This window comes from Acidobacteriota bacterium (assembly GCA_020845575.1).
GTDB lineage: Bacteria > Acidobacteriota > Vicinamibacteria > Vicinamibacterales > Vicinamibacteraceae > Luteitalea.
This window is the reverse complement of the sequence record JADLFL010000076.1, coordinates 1-13,861: the sequence shown is the minus strand read 5'-3', so window position 1 is coordinate 13,861 and position 13,861 is coordinate 1. Positions and strand designations below refer to the sequence as shown.

At 66.1% G+C, this 13,861-nt stretch carries 21 protein-coding genes; 10 read left to right on the top strand and 11 right to left on the bottom strand.

Annotation, left to right across the window (positions count from 1 at the left end; translation table 11 throughout):
* Positions 1-52 precede the first annotated feature (52 nt).
* From IT182_19195 to IT182_19185, 3 genes are all read left to right on the top strand, one after another.
* The gene (locus tag IT182_19195) at positions 53-1,105 is read left to right on the top strand and encodes a PEP-CTERM sorting domain-containing protein (GenBank protein MCC6165478.1); all 1,053 of its coding nucleotides are present in this window, start codon (positions 53-55) and stop codon (positions 1,103-1,105) included.
* Between the two features lie 72 nt (positions 1,106-1,177).
* Positions 1,178-1,549 carry a winged helix-turn-helix transcriptional regulator gene (locus tag IT182_19190; protein ID MCC6165477.1) on the top strand — a complete coding sequence of 124 codons (372 nt, stop codon included), beginning with the start codon at positions 1,178-1,180 and terminating at the stop codon, positions 1,547-1,549.
* The gene (locus IT182_19185) at positions 1,546-2,031 is read left to right on the top strand and encodes an SRPBCC domain-containing protein (protein ID MCC6165476.1); all 486 of its coding nucleotides are present in this window, start codon (positions 1,546-1,548) and stop codon (positions 2,029-2,031) included. The genes IT182_19190 and IT182_19185 overlap by 4 nt, the downstream gene beginning before the upstream one ends.
* Positions 2,032-2,081: 50 nt before the next feature.
* Here IT182_19185 and IT182_19180 read toward each other — a convergent pair whose 3' ends face one another.
* From IT182_19180 to IT182_19170, 3 genes are all read right to left on the bottom strand, one after another.
* A complete protein-coding gene (locus tag IT182_19180) occupies positions 2,082-2,489 on the bottom strand; it encodes a type II toxin-antitoxin system VapC family toxin (GenBank protein MCC6165475.1) in 408 nt (135 codons plus the stop codon).
* Positions 2,486-2,749, bottom strand: coding sequence for an AbrB/MazE/SpoVT family DNA-binding domain-containing protein (locus IT182_19175; GenBank protein ID MCC6165474.1), 264 nt, complete (start codon positions 2,747-2,749; stop codon positions 2,486-2,488). Before IT182_19175 ends, IT182_19180 begins: the two co-directional genes overlap by 4 nt.
* Positions 2,750-2,821: 72 nt before the next feature.
* Complete coding sequence (locus IT182_19170; protein ID MCC6165473.1) at positions 2,822-3,073, bottom strand: hypothetical protein; 252 nt, start codon at positions 3,071-3,073, stop codon at positions 2,822-2,824.
* Positions 3,074-3,323: 250 nt separating this feature from the next.
* Here IT182_19170 and IT182_19165 point away from each other — a divergent pair, with 250 nt between their 5' ends.
* The 4 genes from IT182_19165 to IT182_19150 all read left to right on the top strand — a co-directional run bounded on the left by IT182_19165 (position 3,324) and on the right by IT182_19150 (position 4,967).
* Positions 3,324-3,752, top strand: coding sequence for a phage tail protein (locus IT182_19165; protein MCC6165472.1), 429 nt, complete (start codon positions 3,324-3,326; stop codon positions 3,750-3,752).
* A 76-nt stretch (positions 3,753-3,828) separates the two neighbouring features.
* Complete coding sequence (locus IT182_19160) at positions 3,829-4,053, top strand: hypothetical protein (protein ID MCC6165471.1); 225 nt, start codon at positions 3,829-3,831, stop codon at positions 4,051-4,053.
* 78 nt (positions 4,054-4,131) lie between these two features.
* Positions 4,132-4,635: a hypothetical protein gene (locus IT182_19155; protein ID MCC6165470.1), complete on the top strand. Its 504-nt coding sequence runs from the start codon at positions 4,132-4,134 to the stop codon at positions 4,633-4,635.
* A gap of 131 nt (positions 4,636-4,766) precedes the next feature.
* A complete protein-coding gene (locus IT182_19150) occupies positions 4,767-4,967 on the top strand; it encodes a UPF0175 family protein (protein MCC6165469.1) in 201 nt (66 codons plus the stop codon).
* Positions 4,968-5,260: 293 nt separating this feature from the next.
* On the opposite strand, the gene IT182_19145 is transcribed toward IT182_19150, so the two are convergent.
* Genes IT182_19145 through IT182_19135 form a run of 3 tightly spaced genes read right to left on the bottom strand, consistent with a single transcriptional unit; the run spans position 5,261 to position 6,885 of the window.
* On the bottom strand, positions 5,261-6,166 hold the full coding sequence (locus IT182_19145) for an amidohydrolase family protein (protein ID MCC6165468.1): 906 nt from the start codon (positions 6,164-6,166) through the stop codon (positions 5,261-5,263).
* Positions 6,166-6,648, bottom strand: coding sequence for a VapC toxin family PIN domain ribonuclease (locus tag IT182_19140; GenBank protein MCC6165467.1), 483 nt, complete (start codon positions 6,646-6,648; stop codon positions 6,166-6,168). Before IT182_19140 ends, IT182_19145 begins: the two co-directional genes overlap by 1 nt.
* Positions 6,649-6,657: 9 nt before the next feature.
* Entirely contained in the window at positions 6,658-6,885 is a 228-nt protein-coding gene (locus IT182_19135) for a CopG family transcriptional regulator (GenBank protein MCC6165466.1), read from the bottom strand.
* Positions 6,886-7,006: 121 nt separating this feature from the next.
* Here IT182_19135 and IT182_19130 point away from each other — a divergent pair, with 121 nt between their 5' ends.
* Positions 7,007-8,233, top strand: a complete 1,227-nt coding sequence (locus IT182_19130; GenBank protein MCC6165465.1) for an MFS transporter — start codon at positions 7,007-7,009, stop codon at positions 8,231-8,233.
* A gap of 64 nt (positions 8,234-8,297) precedes the next feature.
* On the opposite strand, the gene IT182_19125 is transcribed toward IT182_19130, so the two are convergent.
* From IT182_19125 to IT182_19110, 4 genes are all read right to left on the bottom strand, one after another.
* On the bottom strand, positions 8,298-9,356 hold the full coding sequence (locus tag IT182_19125; protein MCC6165464.1) for a DUF1648 domain-containing protein: 1,059 nt from the start codon (positions 9,354-9,356) through the stop codon (positions 8,298-8,300).
* Entirely contained in the window at positions 9,353-9,748 is a 396-nt protein-coding gene (locus IT182_19120; protein MCC6165463.1) for a GntR family transcriptional regulator, read from the bottom strand. The genes IT182_19125 and IT182_19120 overlap by 4 nt, the downstream gene beginning before the upstream one ends.
* A gap of 187 nt (positions 9,749-9,935) precedes the next feature.
* The gene (locus tag IT182_19115) at positions 9,936-10,346 is read right to left on the bottom strand and encodes a PaaI family thioesterase (GenBank protein MCC6165462.1); all 411 of its coding nucleotides are present in this window, start codon (positions 10,344-10,346) and stop codon (positions 9,936-9,938) included.
* 17 nt (positions 10,347-10,363) lie between these two features.
* Positions 10,364-11,041 (bottom strand): alkylmercury lyase family protein, encoded by a 678-nt coding sequence (locus IT182_19110; GenBank protein ID MCC6165461.1) that lies wholly within the window; start codon positions 11,039-11,041, stop codon positions 10,364-10,366.
* Between the two features lie 78 nt (positions 11,042-11,119).
* Here IT182_19110 and IT182_19105 point away from each other — a divergent pair, with 78 nt between their 5' ends.
* Together IT182_19105 and IT182_19100 are read left to right on the top strand one after the other, a co-directional pair.
* Entirely contained in the window at positions 11,120-11,716 is a 597-nt protein-coding gene (locus tag IT182_19105) for a TetR/AcrR family transcriptional regulator (GenBank protein MCC6165460.1), read from the top strand.
* The gene (locus IT182_19100; GenBank protein MCC6165459.1) at positions 11,713-13,005 is read left to right on the top strand and encodes an MFS transporter; all 1,293 of its coding nucleotides are present in this window, start codon (positions 11,713-11,715) and stop codon (positions 13,003-13,005) included. The genes IT182_19105 and IT182_19100 overlap by 4 nt, the downstream gene beginning before the upstream one ends.
* Positions 13,006-13,169: 164 nt before the next feature.
* Here the strand turns inward: IT182_19100 and IT182_19095 are convergent.
* A partial coding sequence (locus IT182_19095; GenBank protein ID MCC6165458.1) for an efflux RND transporter permease subunit occupies positions 13,170-13,861 on the bottom strand: 692 nt, incomplete at its 5' end.

Genomic DNA, 13,861 nt, shown 5'->3' with positions numbered 1-13,861 from the left:
ATGTCGCCAGTGATGACGAGACCATCCGGTTTCGTGTCACAGGAGGCATCACGTGCGCAATGGATTCACCCTGGCGGCCCTGACGGCCGCCTCACTGCTCGCCGTCGTCCCCGCGAGCGCCGACGTCATCACCCTGGTGCGGTTCACGGGCGCAGGCACGGAGGTCATCGTTCGCGAGAGCGGCGTCACGCCGGTGACCGCCACGAACACCAGTGGTCCGCCCGTGATCCAGTCGGGAGGCGACCGGTGGACCGGGTCGATTGGCGCCGCTGACGCCGATGTCCGCTGGGACTCGTACGCGGCCGCGGTCCACGCCACGGCCACTGCCACGGCCAACGCCATGAACCTGAAGACCCGCGCCTCCATGGAAGGCGTGGTCGCCCCGGTCTACAACCCGGCGACGTGCCCGATCGACACGCCCTTCTGTGCGTTCAACGACGCCTACAACTGGGAGACCTACGAGTTCAGCGTCCTGGCCGAAGCCCTGGTCTTCGACGAGTTCAGGATCACGAGCGCCTCCGGGACGCCCTCCACGGGGCGTCTGGTGTACGACATCGATGGCCTGAACGCGAGGTGGGTCGACTGGCTCGCCGACGTCCCTCCCGGGGGGTACACGATCCCGCGCTACCACCTCGAGACACAGTTCTCGTTCAGCAGTTCGACCGACGCCGCGCCCACGTACGACGAACTCTATCGTGCGGCGTTCACCGGGCAGCCCGAAGCGTGGAACACGAAGTTCCAGTATGACGAAACCCCGGCCAACGAATCCGTGATCTCACCGCGTTTCGACATCGGCGCCGATGGCACGGCCACGATCAACCTGTGGTTGTCGAGCCTCGTCGAAATGGAGTTGCTCAACCTGGACGCCGGCGCGCTGGAGTTCCTCCTGGACTCCGACTTCTCGAACACCGTGACGTTTCGAGGCCTCGAAGTGTACGACGCGGCCGGGAACCTCCTGCCAGACGCGATCGTGACGGGGTCCGACGGCACTCGGTACTCGACGCTCGGGTCACCTGTACAGTCGGTGCCGGAACCGGCATCGCTGACATCGCTTGGAGCCGGCCTCACCGCGATCGCCTCGCTGGCCCGCAGGCGGCGTCGCTGATCGAAGGCTGAGACGCAGGCATTCTCAACCGTACGGTTGACAAATGCGGAGACCTGGCCCATTGTCAACTCAATGATTGAGAATGAGGTGGATACGTTGTCGAAAGTCTTCTCCGCGATGGGCGATCCCATCCGGCGCGACATCGTGGCCCGTCTGGCCGGATCGGACGCCACGGTCGGTGAGCTGGCCGAGCCGTACGACGTCACCCTGCAAGCCATCTCCAAGCATCTCCGGGTCCTCGAAGACGCCGGCCTGGTCACCAAGACCCGGGATGCCCAGAGACGAACGGTGCACCTCGAGCACGCCCCCCTCAATCTCATGACCACGTGGATCGAACGATACCGGCGTCAGGCAGAGAGCCGCTATCGGCGACTCGATTCGCTGCTCGCCGAGATGAACGCCAAAGCCCCGAAGCGGGCCATTCGGAAAGGACGTCTCTCATGACCGCACGCCGCATCGCCACCGCCACGATCGAAGCCGACGACAAGCTGCCCGTCATCCGCATCACTCGTGACTTCGCCGCCACGCCGAGTCAGCTCCTGGCCGCCCACACGGATCCGCGGCTCTTCGCGCGATGGGTGGGCCCGAACGGCATGGACACGCACATCCTCACGTGGGACGCACGGAACGGCGGCGAGTGGCGCTACGTCGCGGAGCGCAGCGGCCAGGCGTACGGGTTCCGCGGATGCTTCCACCAGATCACCGATACCCGCATCGTGCAGACGTTCACCTTCGAAGGCATGCCCGACGACGTCGCGCTAGAGACGCTGCGGTTCGAGGATCTCGGCGACGGCTGGACGCGGCTGCACGCCCAGTCTCTCGTCGACAGCTTCGAAGGCCGCGACGCGTGGCTGCGTTCGGGCATGGAGACCGGCGTCAACGAGGGATACGCCAAGCTCGATGCCCTGCTCGCAGAGCCGCGCTGATCTCCGAGGCGTCCTTCTGATGGAGGCCAGGGGCTTCAGCCCCTGGTCAATCAGGTCAGAAGATCGATCTCCTGCGGAAGGGTCACGCGCCTGGCCCGCCTGGCCAGCTTGCGATCGAACGTGGCGAATCCCGCCGCGCGTCCGCCGCGACACACGTGCAGCGCATCGGCGAGGTCGAAGCCCTTGTCGAACGCGTCCAATGCGCCCAGCACGGCACCGCGATCCTCGATCGTCACGTGCTCGATCCCGGCGAGCGCGCGCAGCACGCGAGCGATGTCCTTGCGCGTCATGCCGTAGAAGCCACGCATCACCCACTCGAACTCGAGCAACACCGTGACGGACACGAACGCCCGCGCGGACAGTGCCGCTACCGCCGCGGGCCGCTGTCTGGCGGCCTGAGGGTCATCAGGGTCGTCGATGAAGAAGCGGGCGAGGACGTTGGTGTCCAGCGCCTTCATGGCCTGCTCGGCGGCGTGCGCGCGGTGAGTGACGCGGCGTCGAAATCATCGAGCCTGCGCGGCACGCCGCGCGAGGGCGCCTTCACCAGGCCCGCGAGGTCGGTCACGTCGGTCTGCGCAACGGCTCGCACGACGCGCAACCGCAGGCCGTCACCCTCTTCCAGCACCTCGAGCGTCGAACCGGCGCCGAGCCCCAGTCGGCGCCGAGTGGATGCCGGCAGGACGATCTGCCCCTTGGACGACATGACGAGAGTGGACATGACGTCATTGTAGCCTGGCTTACGATGTAAGACACGTGGCCACAGCACGGTGCCGACGCGTTCAGCCGCCGTTCAGCTTCCGTCCTGCACGATGGCGGCGTGTTGTTGGCGGCCGACCTCACCGAGACGATGTCCGGGCAAGTCCCTCACAGCCGCGACAAGCCCGTGAATCTCGGTCTCCATCTGTTCCATCAAGTGCTTCTCTGGCGTGGCGAGGAGAGTGGAATGGAGGTCGTCGATGCGGCTCCTCGTCGCCCTGACGCGTGCAGACTCGGACTCAGACATCGCCGGCATCTGGTAACCCTTGCCGACGGGCTTCTCCACGCCACGGAGGAACGTCGCACAATCGGATTGCGCCTGGACCGGCGGGCGGCTCGGCCCAACGATGGCGCGATCGACTGGCTGCTCGCCTGCCCGGAGAAGGGCTACTTCGTTGACCGTCGCAACGCGCAATGGCTCCGACTTCCGCAAGGCCGGCGTACAGATCGTCAATCCTTTTGCCGTGCGGTAACCCGTCATTCGATCGCGTGCGATCGGTGCGGGTGCGTCGTTGTCCCTTCAGAGGAGCACAGCGATGGCACGTCCGGATCCGTATGGCAACTTCCGCTTCCGTGCGGAGATCGATGGCCTGGTGGTCGGCGAGTTCGCGGAGGTGACCGGCCTCATCAGCGAGTCCGAGGTGATCGCGCATCGCGACGGGACGGATCCTTCGCGCGTGCGACGCGTCCCCGGCATTCACAAGGTCTCCGACATCACGATGAAACGGGGTCTCACCACCGACCGGTCCCTCTGGCTCTGGCGCAAGGCCGTCATCGATGGACAGGTCGACCGCCGCGACGGCGTGATCGTGCTGCTCGACGGCACAGGGCAGCCGGTGGCGCGCTGGAGGTTCACGAGCGGCTGGCCGTCGAAGTGGGAGGGCCCGACGCTCGAGGGACTGGGCAACGACGTGGCCACCGAAACCCTCGTGATCACGCACGAGGGTCTCGACTGGGCGGACTGACGGAGGAATGAGACACCTCGACAAAACGGCGTCGTAATACGCCCTGCACTTCTGGCGCACGCGCGATGGGAAGGAAGTGGATTTCGCGCTCTACGGAGAGCGAGGACTCGTGGCGATCGAGGTGAAGCGCGCGTCGGTCTTCCGTGATGCCGACCTCTCGCCGCTGCGCCTGTTCGTACGCGACTATCCCATGGCACGTCCATTCCTGTTCTATGGCGGGACGCGTGCGTACGAAGTCGACGGTATCAAGGTTCTGCCGCTCACGACGGCCCTGCCGCAACTGGCAGATCTGTTGAGCTGAGTCAGAGCCGTCAGCCCGACCGGCGCCTCTCCTCTTGACAGCAAGACAGGATGACGCGCCTCCCACGCGCCTGCGCACGTGGCCGGCGATGCGGCGCCGCTTGCACCCCGCCTTGCCGACCTTGCGCGACAGGTCAACGCGGGCTTGCACATCGGACAGATCCTCACGCTCGATGACATCGCCGCACAGGAGCAGATGCGGATGGCGATCGGCAGCGTCGTCTTCGGCAGCATCCTGCTCGTGGCGCTGGTCTTCGCCGCGGCCGGTCCGCACGCGCTCATGGCCGTTGCCGTGGCGCATCGCACGCGCGAGATCGGGATCCGTATCGCCCTCGGCGCCAACCCACGGCGCGCGCTCCGCAGCGTCTTCGCCCGTGCCGGCCGTCAACTCGGCGGCGGGATCCTCGCCGGCAACAGTCTCATCTTCTTCTTCGCATGGCGCAGCGACAACCTGACAGTGGATCTCATCGTGTCGTCGATCGTCACGTCCCTCGTCATGGCCGCCATGGGCGTGCTGGCCTGCGCCGGCCCGGCGCGTCGAGCGCTGCGCATTCAACCAACCGAAGCGCTGCGACAGGTGTGATGCGCTTGGCACCCCCTGGGCCCAGGCGGGAGATCGACGCGATACAATCGGAATATGCGGGTCACCATTCAGTTGCCCGACGACATCTCCGCGGTCCTGCAAGGACAGTGGGACGACGTGCCGCGTCGCGTGTGCTCGAAGCACTCGCAGTCGAGGCATATCGCACCGGCGTCCTGACCGAGCCGCAGGTGCGCCGGCTGCTGGGGCTCGAGTCGCGCTTCCAGGTGCACGCGCTGCTCAAGGCACATCATGTGCCCCTGCAGTACACCGCGCAGGATCTGGAAGACGACCTGGACACGCAACGCGAACTCGGAGTCCTGCCCGGCCGATGATCGTCGTGGCCGACGCAGGGCCGCTGCACTAGCTGATCCTCCTGGATCACGCGGAGCTCCTTCAGCGCTTCTACAGTCCCGTCGTCGTACCGGATTTCGTCGCCAATGAGCTGGCCGCCGCCGGTGCTCCTCCTGCCGTCCGGGAGTGGATCGAGAGACCGCCATCATGGGTGGACGTTCGTCTCGTCTCACCGGAGAGCGCCGCAAGGATCACTGACGATCTGGACCTTGGTGAGCGTGCCGCTATCGCGCTCGCTCGATGGCTGATGCCTTGAAGCGTCTGCATCATCGGATCAGCCGCGTACCTTGATGCCCAGCAGGCGCGCCATCGTCTCGCCGTAGATCTTCCTGCGGCTGGCTTCGGGCACCTTGTTGGCGTCGAGCATCGCTTCGTAGCGGCTGAGAACACTGTCGAGGGCCTCCGGTCCCTCGTCAGTGCCGAAGACCAGTTTCTCGAACGCATACACGGCGGTGGAGGGACTGTGCTCGGCGGGGCCGTCCCACCACAGGTACTCGCGGAAGACGGAGAGGTTGTGCTGCTTCTTCTGCAGCGTCGATCCCGTGACGTCGAAGTACAGGTTCGGCGACCAGCGCGCGGCTTCGGCGGCCTCGTCGTACCACGGGTTGCCGAGGTGGGCCCCGTGAATCTTCAGCGCCGGGAATGACCGCGCGATCGTGTGGAGGAACGACGGTCGCATCCGGGCCATCGACGATGGCTCGGGCTCGCCGGTGCCGTTGCCCGACACGATACCGGTATGGAACAGCGCCACCAGCCCGGCCTCCTGCATGCGCCCATACAGCGGGAAGTAGCCGAAATCGTCCCAGTTGTACTTCGGCCGGTGCATCTTGATGCCCTTGACGCCGGCCTTGATGAACGTGTCGAGCTGCCGCCGGGCGTCGGGATGATCGACGTCGAGATAGCCGTACGGAATGATCACGTCAGGGTGTTCGCGCGCCGCGGCCATCAACGCGTCGAGGCTCGCGATCGGCGTCAGTACGCAGGCCATCGCATTGCGCGGGCGATACGTCCTGACGAGCGTCTGGATGTAGTCCGATGCGGAGCGCCAGTGCTGGTGCGCGTCGATCACGAACCGCGACGGTGGCACCTGCGTGGCCGATCCGGTGAGCGTCAGTGCGAAGACAATGGCGATGCTCGCCACTGTGATCAGGACGGGCGTTCGCGAATCGTGCGTCGTCATCAGTGGGTGTCCCTCGCGTCGGTCTGTTGTCGACTCTCCGGGACGGGACCGAGCACGGCGAGATGATCCCGCGTCGCGCCCACGGCGGCGCCCAGGGGCATCTTCCCGTCGAACGTCACCAGACAGCCGTCGTTTTTCACAGCCAACCCCAGCAGGTAGATGTCCGTGAGCTGCGCATGACCGCGCACGAGCGTCAGATCGAACGTCTTGGCATCAGTCAGCGACAGCGAATCCACCCAGAAGTGATGACCACCGCTGCGACGGAATTTCCGCAGCGAACCACCCGCCTGCGCCGGACGGATGGCGTCCGGGTGATACGCCGGGTTGGTGATGACGCGGATGAGACCGTTCTCGGTGAGCGGACACGTGGCCCAGCCGTCTCGATGTTCGGCGAACCAGTCGTGCGCAATCTCGTGGTGGACGTGATCGGGATCGAACAGCGCGACGAGAACGTTGACGTCCAGCAGAGCGACACGCGCCATGGCAGTGGCTCAGTCGCCGTCCCGCAGCGCGTTGACCAGCGCCATCGTCGGCCGCGGGGCCGTGGCCGGCCGGCGCGGCAGCACGGGCACGCCGTTCCGTACGGCAGGCGATTCGGCCGGCTGCAGTGCCTTGCGCGCGAGTTCCGACAGCACCTTGCCGACGGTGCTGCGCCGGGCACCGGCAATCTCCTTCACAGCCAGGAGAACGTCGAGATCGAGGTCGAAGGTCGTACGCACGCATCAAGCATCACGCATCGCGCATCACGATGTCAACAGAAGGAGGGTTCGTTTGTGCCCACGACGAAACAGCCCTACTGTTTCCTGTCGTCTGCCGTCGGTGGTGGGCCGCCCCTCCCGCATGTCTTCCGCCTCCACTCCGTCCATCAGTTCCGATGCCAGGCTGATCGGCCTTGTCGGCCTGGCACACGCCCTCAGCCACTTCGGCCAGCTCATCCTCCCGCCGCTGTTTCCCTGGCTGAAAGACGCCTTCGGCGCGAGCTATACCGAGCTGGGCGCGGTGCTGACGATGTTCTTCGTCGTGTCGTGCGGGGTGCAGGCCGCCTCCGGCTTCGTGGTCGACAGGCTCGGGCCGCGCCCGGTGCTGTTTGTCGGCCTGGGCTGCCTGAGCCTGGCCGCGTTCGTCTACGCGCTGGCGCCGAACTACTGGGTGCTGCTACCCGGTGCCGTGCTGGCGGGCGTGGGCAACGGCGTGTTCCACCCGGTTGACTACACGCTGCTCAATAGAAAGGTGTCGCTTACTCGTCTGAGCCATGCCTACAGCGTGCACGGCATCACCGGCAGCCTGGGCTGGGCGCTGGCACCGGCCTTCGTGGTGCCGATCGCCATGACCTGGGGCTGGCGCGCAGCGCTGGCGGCCGCCGGCGTGCTGGCGCTGGCCGTGCTGGTCGTGCTGTGGGTCAACCGCGGCGGGCTGGCGCTGGACGTCAGGACCGCGCAGAAGGCGGCGAGCCGCGACGATGCACCGGACGCCGGCACCTTCGACTTCCTGCGCATCCCCGCGGTGTGGATGTGCTTCGGCTTCTTTTTCTTCTACGCGATGGTCCTCAGCATCGTGCAGACCTTCGCGCCGGCCGCCGCGGGCCATCTGCACGCGGTACCCGTGGCACTGGTGGCGATCTGCCTGACGGTGTACATGGTGGCCAGTTCGATGGGCATGGCGGTGGGCGGCTTCCTCGCGGCCGACCCGTCGCGCTGCGAGCGCATCGTGGGCGCCGGATTCGGCATCGCGGCCGTCTTCGCGCTGGTGATGGTGCTGGCGGACTTCCCGCCGGCGGTGGTGCCGGTGCTGTTCGGCGCCATGGGCTTCGCGACGGGCATCGCCGGTCCCTCGCGCGACCTGCTGGTCAAGCGCTCCACCCCGGCCAACGCCAGCGGGCGCGTGTACGGCGTGGTCTACGCGGGTCTGGACATCGGTCAGGCAGTGACACCGCTGATCTTCGGCCCGCTGATGGACCATGGTCACCACGGCGCCGTGATCCTCGGCCTGGCGCTGGTGCAGGGCGTGCTGATCGTCAGCGCCTTCAACGTGCGCCGCGCGCGGCGCGCGGCGCCGCTGCCGCATTGATGGTCCGGACCCGCGTGAGCGCCAGCGTGTGTCAGGCCACGCGGACCGAATGCGGTTGCGCGCGTCAGCGCATGAACAGCGCGATGAGAAACGGCACGCCGATCGCGAGAAGCAGGAACAACCACGCCAGTCTGTTGCCGAGATTGAGCGTCCAGCCCAGGCCCATGCGCTTCTCGACGAGGATCGCCGAATCGTCGGGATTGAAGTAGAACACGCCTGCCTTCCAGGCGCTGTCGGGCGAGGCGTCGCCGAGCGTGGCTGACCGGGCGTCTGGCGCCACGCGACGCTGACCGCCCTGGCCCGCGATCAACAGCCATCCGGCGAAGCCGAGACCGGACAGGACGACCAGGCCCATGATGAGCGCGAAACCCCAACCGAGGTTGTCGTCGGAGGTCACGACAGTGCGCATCGCGAAGTAGCCGAAGAGCGCGGCAACGTTGAAGGTCGAGAGTACGCTGTATGCCGCCGTGCGCCGCTTGAACTGCTGCTCTGCGTCGGCCGACGCACCAGTCACGACGATCTGCCGTGTCCGGCGAACGATGAACCACGCCTGCACCTGCACCGCCAGGATGATGACCGCCGCGAATGCCAATGGGACGAACATGCCGCGGCCCGATTTCGTTGTCCAGCGATCGGGTGTGCCGTAGATGTTCCAGTGTGCGGGGATCCGATCGGGGATGAAATCCCAGTTCGCGTGCAGGAGCCACGCGGCGGCGCCGAGCACGAGGAACGGTCCGACGATCGCGACCGCACCGCCGGGATAGCTCAGGTCTCGTGGCACAAGCGCGGCCACTCGAACGGCGGAGGGTATCGCCGCGTGCGGCCGGATCGTGCGATGGGCCCAGGCCCACGCGGCGGTGGCCGCGATGGTCTGGACGAAGACCGCCGGTACGATCAGGTGTGGTGATGACGTCGCCATCTGCACGGCCACGAGCGCGCCGATCGAACCTGCCAGTACGCCCACGCGATACCGACGAAGGGTGGCCCTGGCGATCGTCGTGTCGCGGAAATCCCGCGACACCGTGATCGAGAAGAAGATGTCATGTCGGCTGAGCGCCGGGATGACGAGGAAGATCAGCGCGTTGACGATGATGGCGACTGACGGGAGCGTGGCGAGCGTCACGGCTTCGATCCCTTGCTGACGTGTCGCAGCGCCGCGGCGACCTGCGCGTCGGTGAGACCAGCGCTGCGCAATTCAGCCGTCAGATCGCGTAACCGCGTCATGAGGATGCCGATGCGCGATTGGTCAGGCTTCCCGGGCCGGCCGCGTGCGATGACCATCGCGCCGCGCCGGCGCTTCAGGTCGAGCCACCCTTCTTCGGCGAGGTCGCGATAGGCGTGCGCCACGGTGTTGAAGTGCACGCCGAGGTCCATCGCCAGTTGCCGTACCGGCGGCAGCAGGTCGCCGGGCTCCAAGCGGCCGGCCACGAGGTGGCCGCGCAGCGAGTCTGTGATCTGTCGATAGACCGGGACAGGAGAGTCGACGTGGATCTCGACGAGCGGAACGGTCGTCATTGTATAGTCATCATATACAATTACGACTGCCCCCGCAAGTCCGTGCGATCGCGATGCCGCAGGAGACCAGTTACGCACGAACCGCCCAACGCTGTTGGAGCGATCTCCAGTCTGACGCTCCGGTGCATCTCCCCATCGTCGCGGCGAGGGGCACGCTCACTCCCCGGTTGTCGTTCGGGGACGGCTGCTAGCGCTCTCTGATCTTGTCAAGCGGGAACAAGCGTGCGCCGAGTTCTGCATACACGACGCCGGTGTCGCGACATCTCGCGTGAGCTTCGGCCGTCAGCATGCGGCCCCGGCTGACGATTCGCGCTTCGATGAGCAATGCGGTATCGGTCGGGACGCTTCTCCGATACCTGATCTCTGCCTTCGCTGTCACTGTCGGCGTTCCGCTGAACCGTGCTGCCCAGCCCACCGCATCATCGAGGAGCGCGAACAACACGCCTCCGTGCATCATGCCGGGCCAACCCTCATGTTCGGGACGGGCACGGTACGTCGTCAGGCTGTGTCCGTCCTCGCCGCGGTGAAACACAACACCCAGGCCCGAGGCATTCTCAGAGCCGCACACGAAACAAAAGGGATCTCTTTCAGAACTCATGGCTCCTCGTTGCCAGCTCAGAAACGTGCGGCGCCATTCGAGAGCGCCCAGACCGGTCCCGTCAGGTCGTGCCTGCAGAACATCTCCGCCGCCTCGGTAGTGGACCACTTGGTCCAGTCGGGCGCGGCATGACGTCCGTACCATTCCGACGCAAACGCCCACACTTGCTCGATCGGCCGCACGTCACCCCGAGGGAGCCCCCTCGCAGCACTCCATGCGGTCACCTGTGCCTCGTCGCGAAACAACAACATGATCGAACAGGTGTAGATGACGTTGTCCCACGCGTGACGCATGGGGATGGGAAAGTGCACGACGTAATCCGTGTCGATCACCCTGCCGTTCTCAATCCGGATCGCCACCTGGTCATCGAGCGCGCCGAGCCTCGTCTCAACTGTGGCGGTACCGCCGGCGAGATGGGCCACACCCAGCGAGCACCAGGCGCAATTGCCCCACCAGGTGCGTGCGCCCGATCTCACCACGAAGGTCGTCGGCGCCGCGGAGAACGGATGTGCGACCCAGACCTCGTCTGAACTCGAGTGAAGTACCACTCCGTGATTGGCTGCAAGCTGCCGGAGCGCGCGCCGAGCGTCGACCTCGCTGGATTCGAAGCGTGCGGCGATCTCCGCAATGGTCGGAGGACGCTGACGCTCCAGAAACGACGCGATGATCGTGTGGTGCAGGCTCGAGTCGGTCATCGTGCGCCCCGACCTGCGTGCGAAGCGCGCTGGATTACATGACATACATCATGAATAGATATATGATGGACGACAGCGATGTCAAGAGTCTCCAGAGCGCAAGCCAAGGCCAATCACCGTGCGATTGAGGATGCGGCGTCGAAACTGTTCCGCGAGCGGGGGCTGGATGCCGTCAGCATTGCTGACGTCATGGGCGAAGCCGGCCTCACCCACGGTGGGTTCTACGGGCACTTTCCTTCGAAGGATGCGCTGGCAGCGAGCGCGTGCGAAGCGGCGTTCGCCATGTCGGCCGAGAAGTGGCGGCGGCGCATAGATGCGGCCCCATCACCAACCATTGCGCGCCGCAGAATTGCCGAAGGCTACCTCAGCTCCCAGAATCGCGATCCGGCGGTCGCCACGTGCCCCACCGCAACATTGGCCACCGACGTCGCGCGGGTTGGACACGGTCATCCAATCCGGCCGGCCTACCTCGAGGGGGTGCGTCAGCAGATCGAGACGCTTGCGACATTGATGGACTCCGGCGACGCGCGCCGCGATCGCGCGGCGGCATGCGTTCGACTGGCGACGATGATGGGTGGGTTGTTGCTGGCCCGTGCGGCGCATGGCGATCCTCTTGCCGACGAGATTGCCGGTGCGGTCCGTGCACAGCTTGTTCAGGAAGGACGTCCGCGGTGATCGGCGCGCCCGGAACGCAGGACCGCTGGCACTACGCCTGGACCATTGCCGGCGTCACCTTCGTCGTCATGCTGATCACCGCCGGGGTCCGCGCCACACCTGGTCTCTTCATCGTGCCGCTCGAATTGGAGTTCGGGTGGAGCACCGCGACGATCTCGGCGGCGATCGCCGTCAACATTGCGCTGTTCGGTCTCGTTGGCCCCTTCGCCGCGTCGGTGATGGATCGCTGGGGGTTACGACGTGTCGTCCTGTGCGCGCTTGCGGTGATGACGACGGCGGTCGCCCTGTCGGCGCAGATGTCGAGCCAGTGGCAGTTCTTCTTGCTCTGGGGAGTCCTCGTCGGCATGACGACCGGCGTGACGTCCCTGGTGCTTGGTGCCGTGGTCGCGACACGCTGGTTCGATCGGCATCGCAGCCTCGTGATGGGGATGTTGTCGGCCGCCAATGCGACGGGGCAGCTGCTCTTCCTGCCGCTGCTGGCGAAGGTCGTCGAGGCGTCGAACTGGCGCTCCGCGACCTTCGTGGTGGCTGGCGCTGCCGCTGCGGTCTTCGTGCTGGTGCTCGTGTTGATGCGAGGCCGACCGTCCGATCTCGGCCTCACTCCCTATGGCCACGATCCACAGGCTGCGAGCCCAGTGCGAGCCATCGCCATGCGTCCGCTCGCCGCACTCGCGCACGCCATTCGCACGCCGGCGTTCTGGCTGCTGGCCGGGACGTTCTTCATCTGCGGCGCCAGCACCAACGGGTTGATTGGGACTCACCTGATCTCGGCCTGCCATGACGTCGGGATTCCCGCGACACGCTCTACGCATCTGCTCGCGATGATGGGGGTGTTTGACATTCTCGGCACCACGGCATCCGGATGGCTCACCGATCGATACTCGGCACGCCACCTGCTGTTTGCCTACTACTCGTTGCGCGGCCTGTCGCTGTTGTTCCTCCCTGCGACGTTACTCGACGGCGGCACTGGCCTTGCGGTGTTCGCCGTGTTTTACGGTCTCGACTGGGTGGCCACGGTGCCGGCGACAGTAAAGCTCACCACGGACGCATTCGGACGCGAGAACACCGGTGTGGTTTACGGGTGGATCGGCGCGAGTCATCAGCTGGGTGCATCGCTGGCGGCATTCGGCGCCGGAGCGATTCGGACGACATTGGGCGACTATCGGCTCGCCTTTCTGATCGCAGGCGGGCTCTGCCTGCTCGCCGGGGCGGCGTTCATCATCGTCGGCTGCGTGGCGCTGCAACCGAGACGGACGGGGACGCAGATCGGTGTCCCCACGTTTTCATAGGCGGTGACATGGTTGAGAGTCTGCACACGTGTCGGCGGGCACTGCTCCGCGGCTGCGGAGACACGCTTCGGGATTCGAACCACTCTCAGTGAGAGTGCTCCTGACTTGGGCCACATCGTCCCACGACACCACACCTGGCTCTCGCCAGCGTCGACGATGCCGTGTCACGACGACACCTCCGAATCCGGCTTCGTGGACGACGGTGTAGCGGGAGGATCTTCAGAAGCGACCGTGGCGCCCGCATCGACGGGTGACGGCTCCTGCTCGCGAGGGACAAGGGTGCTCGCTTCGGCAAGTCCGGGCGTCTGCGCGGGGTCCACCGCCTCGGTGTTGGCCAGCGCCGCAACTGGCATCGCACGGCGGACCTGCCCTCGGCGCCACATCGTGTATCCGGCCGGCAGCACGAGCAGAGTGAGCACCATGCACGACCAGAGACCACCGACCACCGGGGCGGCCGTCCGCGCCGAGACATCGGCACCCACGCCCGATTCCCAGAGCAGGGGCAGCAATCCGAGCACGGTCGTCGCCACGGTCATCAGCAGCGGGCGGACACGTGCCGACGCGCCTTCGATGACGGCTGCGTCCACGTCGGCCGGCACAAGGATTCGCCCCTCGCGCATGTACCGGGCGAACGCCTCGTCGAGGTAGACCACCATGACGATGCCGGTCTCCGCTGCGACACCGGCTACGGCGATGAGTCCCACCCAGACAGCGGTGGACAGGTTGTAATGCATGTACGACAGCAGCCAGACGCTCCCCGCCACCGCAAAGGGCAGGCTCGACAACACGAGCAGCGTCTGCGGCCATCCCTGCATCGACAGGTAGAGCAGGATGACGACCAGGACGAGCGTGAGGG

Excerpts from the sequence above, each read along its gene's own strand:
- IT182_19180 (MCC6165475.1), bottom strand. The coding sequence starts at position 2,489 with ATGAAGGCGCTGGACACCAACGTCCTCGCCCGCTTCTTCATCGACGAC.
- IT182_19120 (MCC6165463.1), bottom strand. The coding sequence starts at position 9,748 with ATGACGACCGTTCCGCTCGTCGAGATCCACGTCGACTCTCCTGTCCCG.
- IT182_19175 (MCC6165474.1), bottom strand. The coding sequence starts at position 2,749 with ATGTCCACTCTCGTCATGTCGTCCAAGGGGCAGATCGTCCTGCCGGCA.
- IT182_19115 (MCC6165462.1), bottom strand. The coding sequence starts at position 10,346 with ATGAGTTCTGAAAGAGATCCCTTTTGTTTCGTGTGCGGCTCTGAGAAT.
- IT182_19110 (MCC6165461.1), bottom strand. The coding sequence starts at position 11,041 with ATGACCGACTCGAGCCTGCACCACACGATCATCGCGTCGTTTCTGGAG.
- IT182_19130 (MCC6165465.1), top strand. The coding sequence starts at position 7,007 with ATGTCTTCCGCCTCCACTCCGTCCATCAGTTCCGATGCCAGGCTGATC.
- IT182_19140 (MCC6165467.1), bottom strand. The coding sequence starts at position 6,648 with ATGGCGCGTGTCGCTCTGCTGGACGTCAACGTTCTCGTCGCGCTGTTC.
- IT182_19190 (MCC6165477.1), top strand. The coding sequence starts at position 1,178 with ATGATTGAGAATGAGGTGGATACGTTGTCGAAAGTCTTCTCCGCGATG.
- IT182_19105 (MCC6165460.1), top strand. The coding sequence starts at position 11,120 with ATGTCAAGAGTCTCCAGAGCGCAAGCCAAGGCCAATCACCGTGCGATT.
- IT182_19165 (MCC6165472.1), top strand. The coding sequence starts at position 3,324 with ATGGCACGTCCGGATCCGTATGGCAACTTCCGCTTCCGTGCGGAGATC.
- IT182_19185 (MCC6165476.1), top strand. The coding sequence starts at position 1,546 with ATGACCGCACGCCGCATCGCCACCGCCACGATCGAAGCCGACGACAAG.
- IT182_19145 (MCC6165468.1), bottom strand. The coding sequence starts at position 6,166 with ATGACGACGCACGATTCGCGAACGCCCGTCCTGATCACAGTGGCGAGC.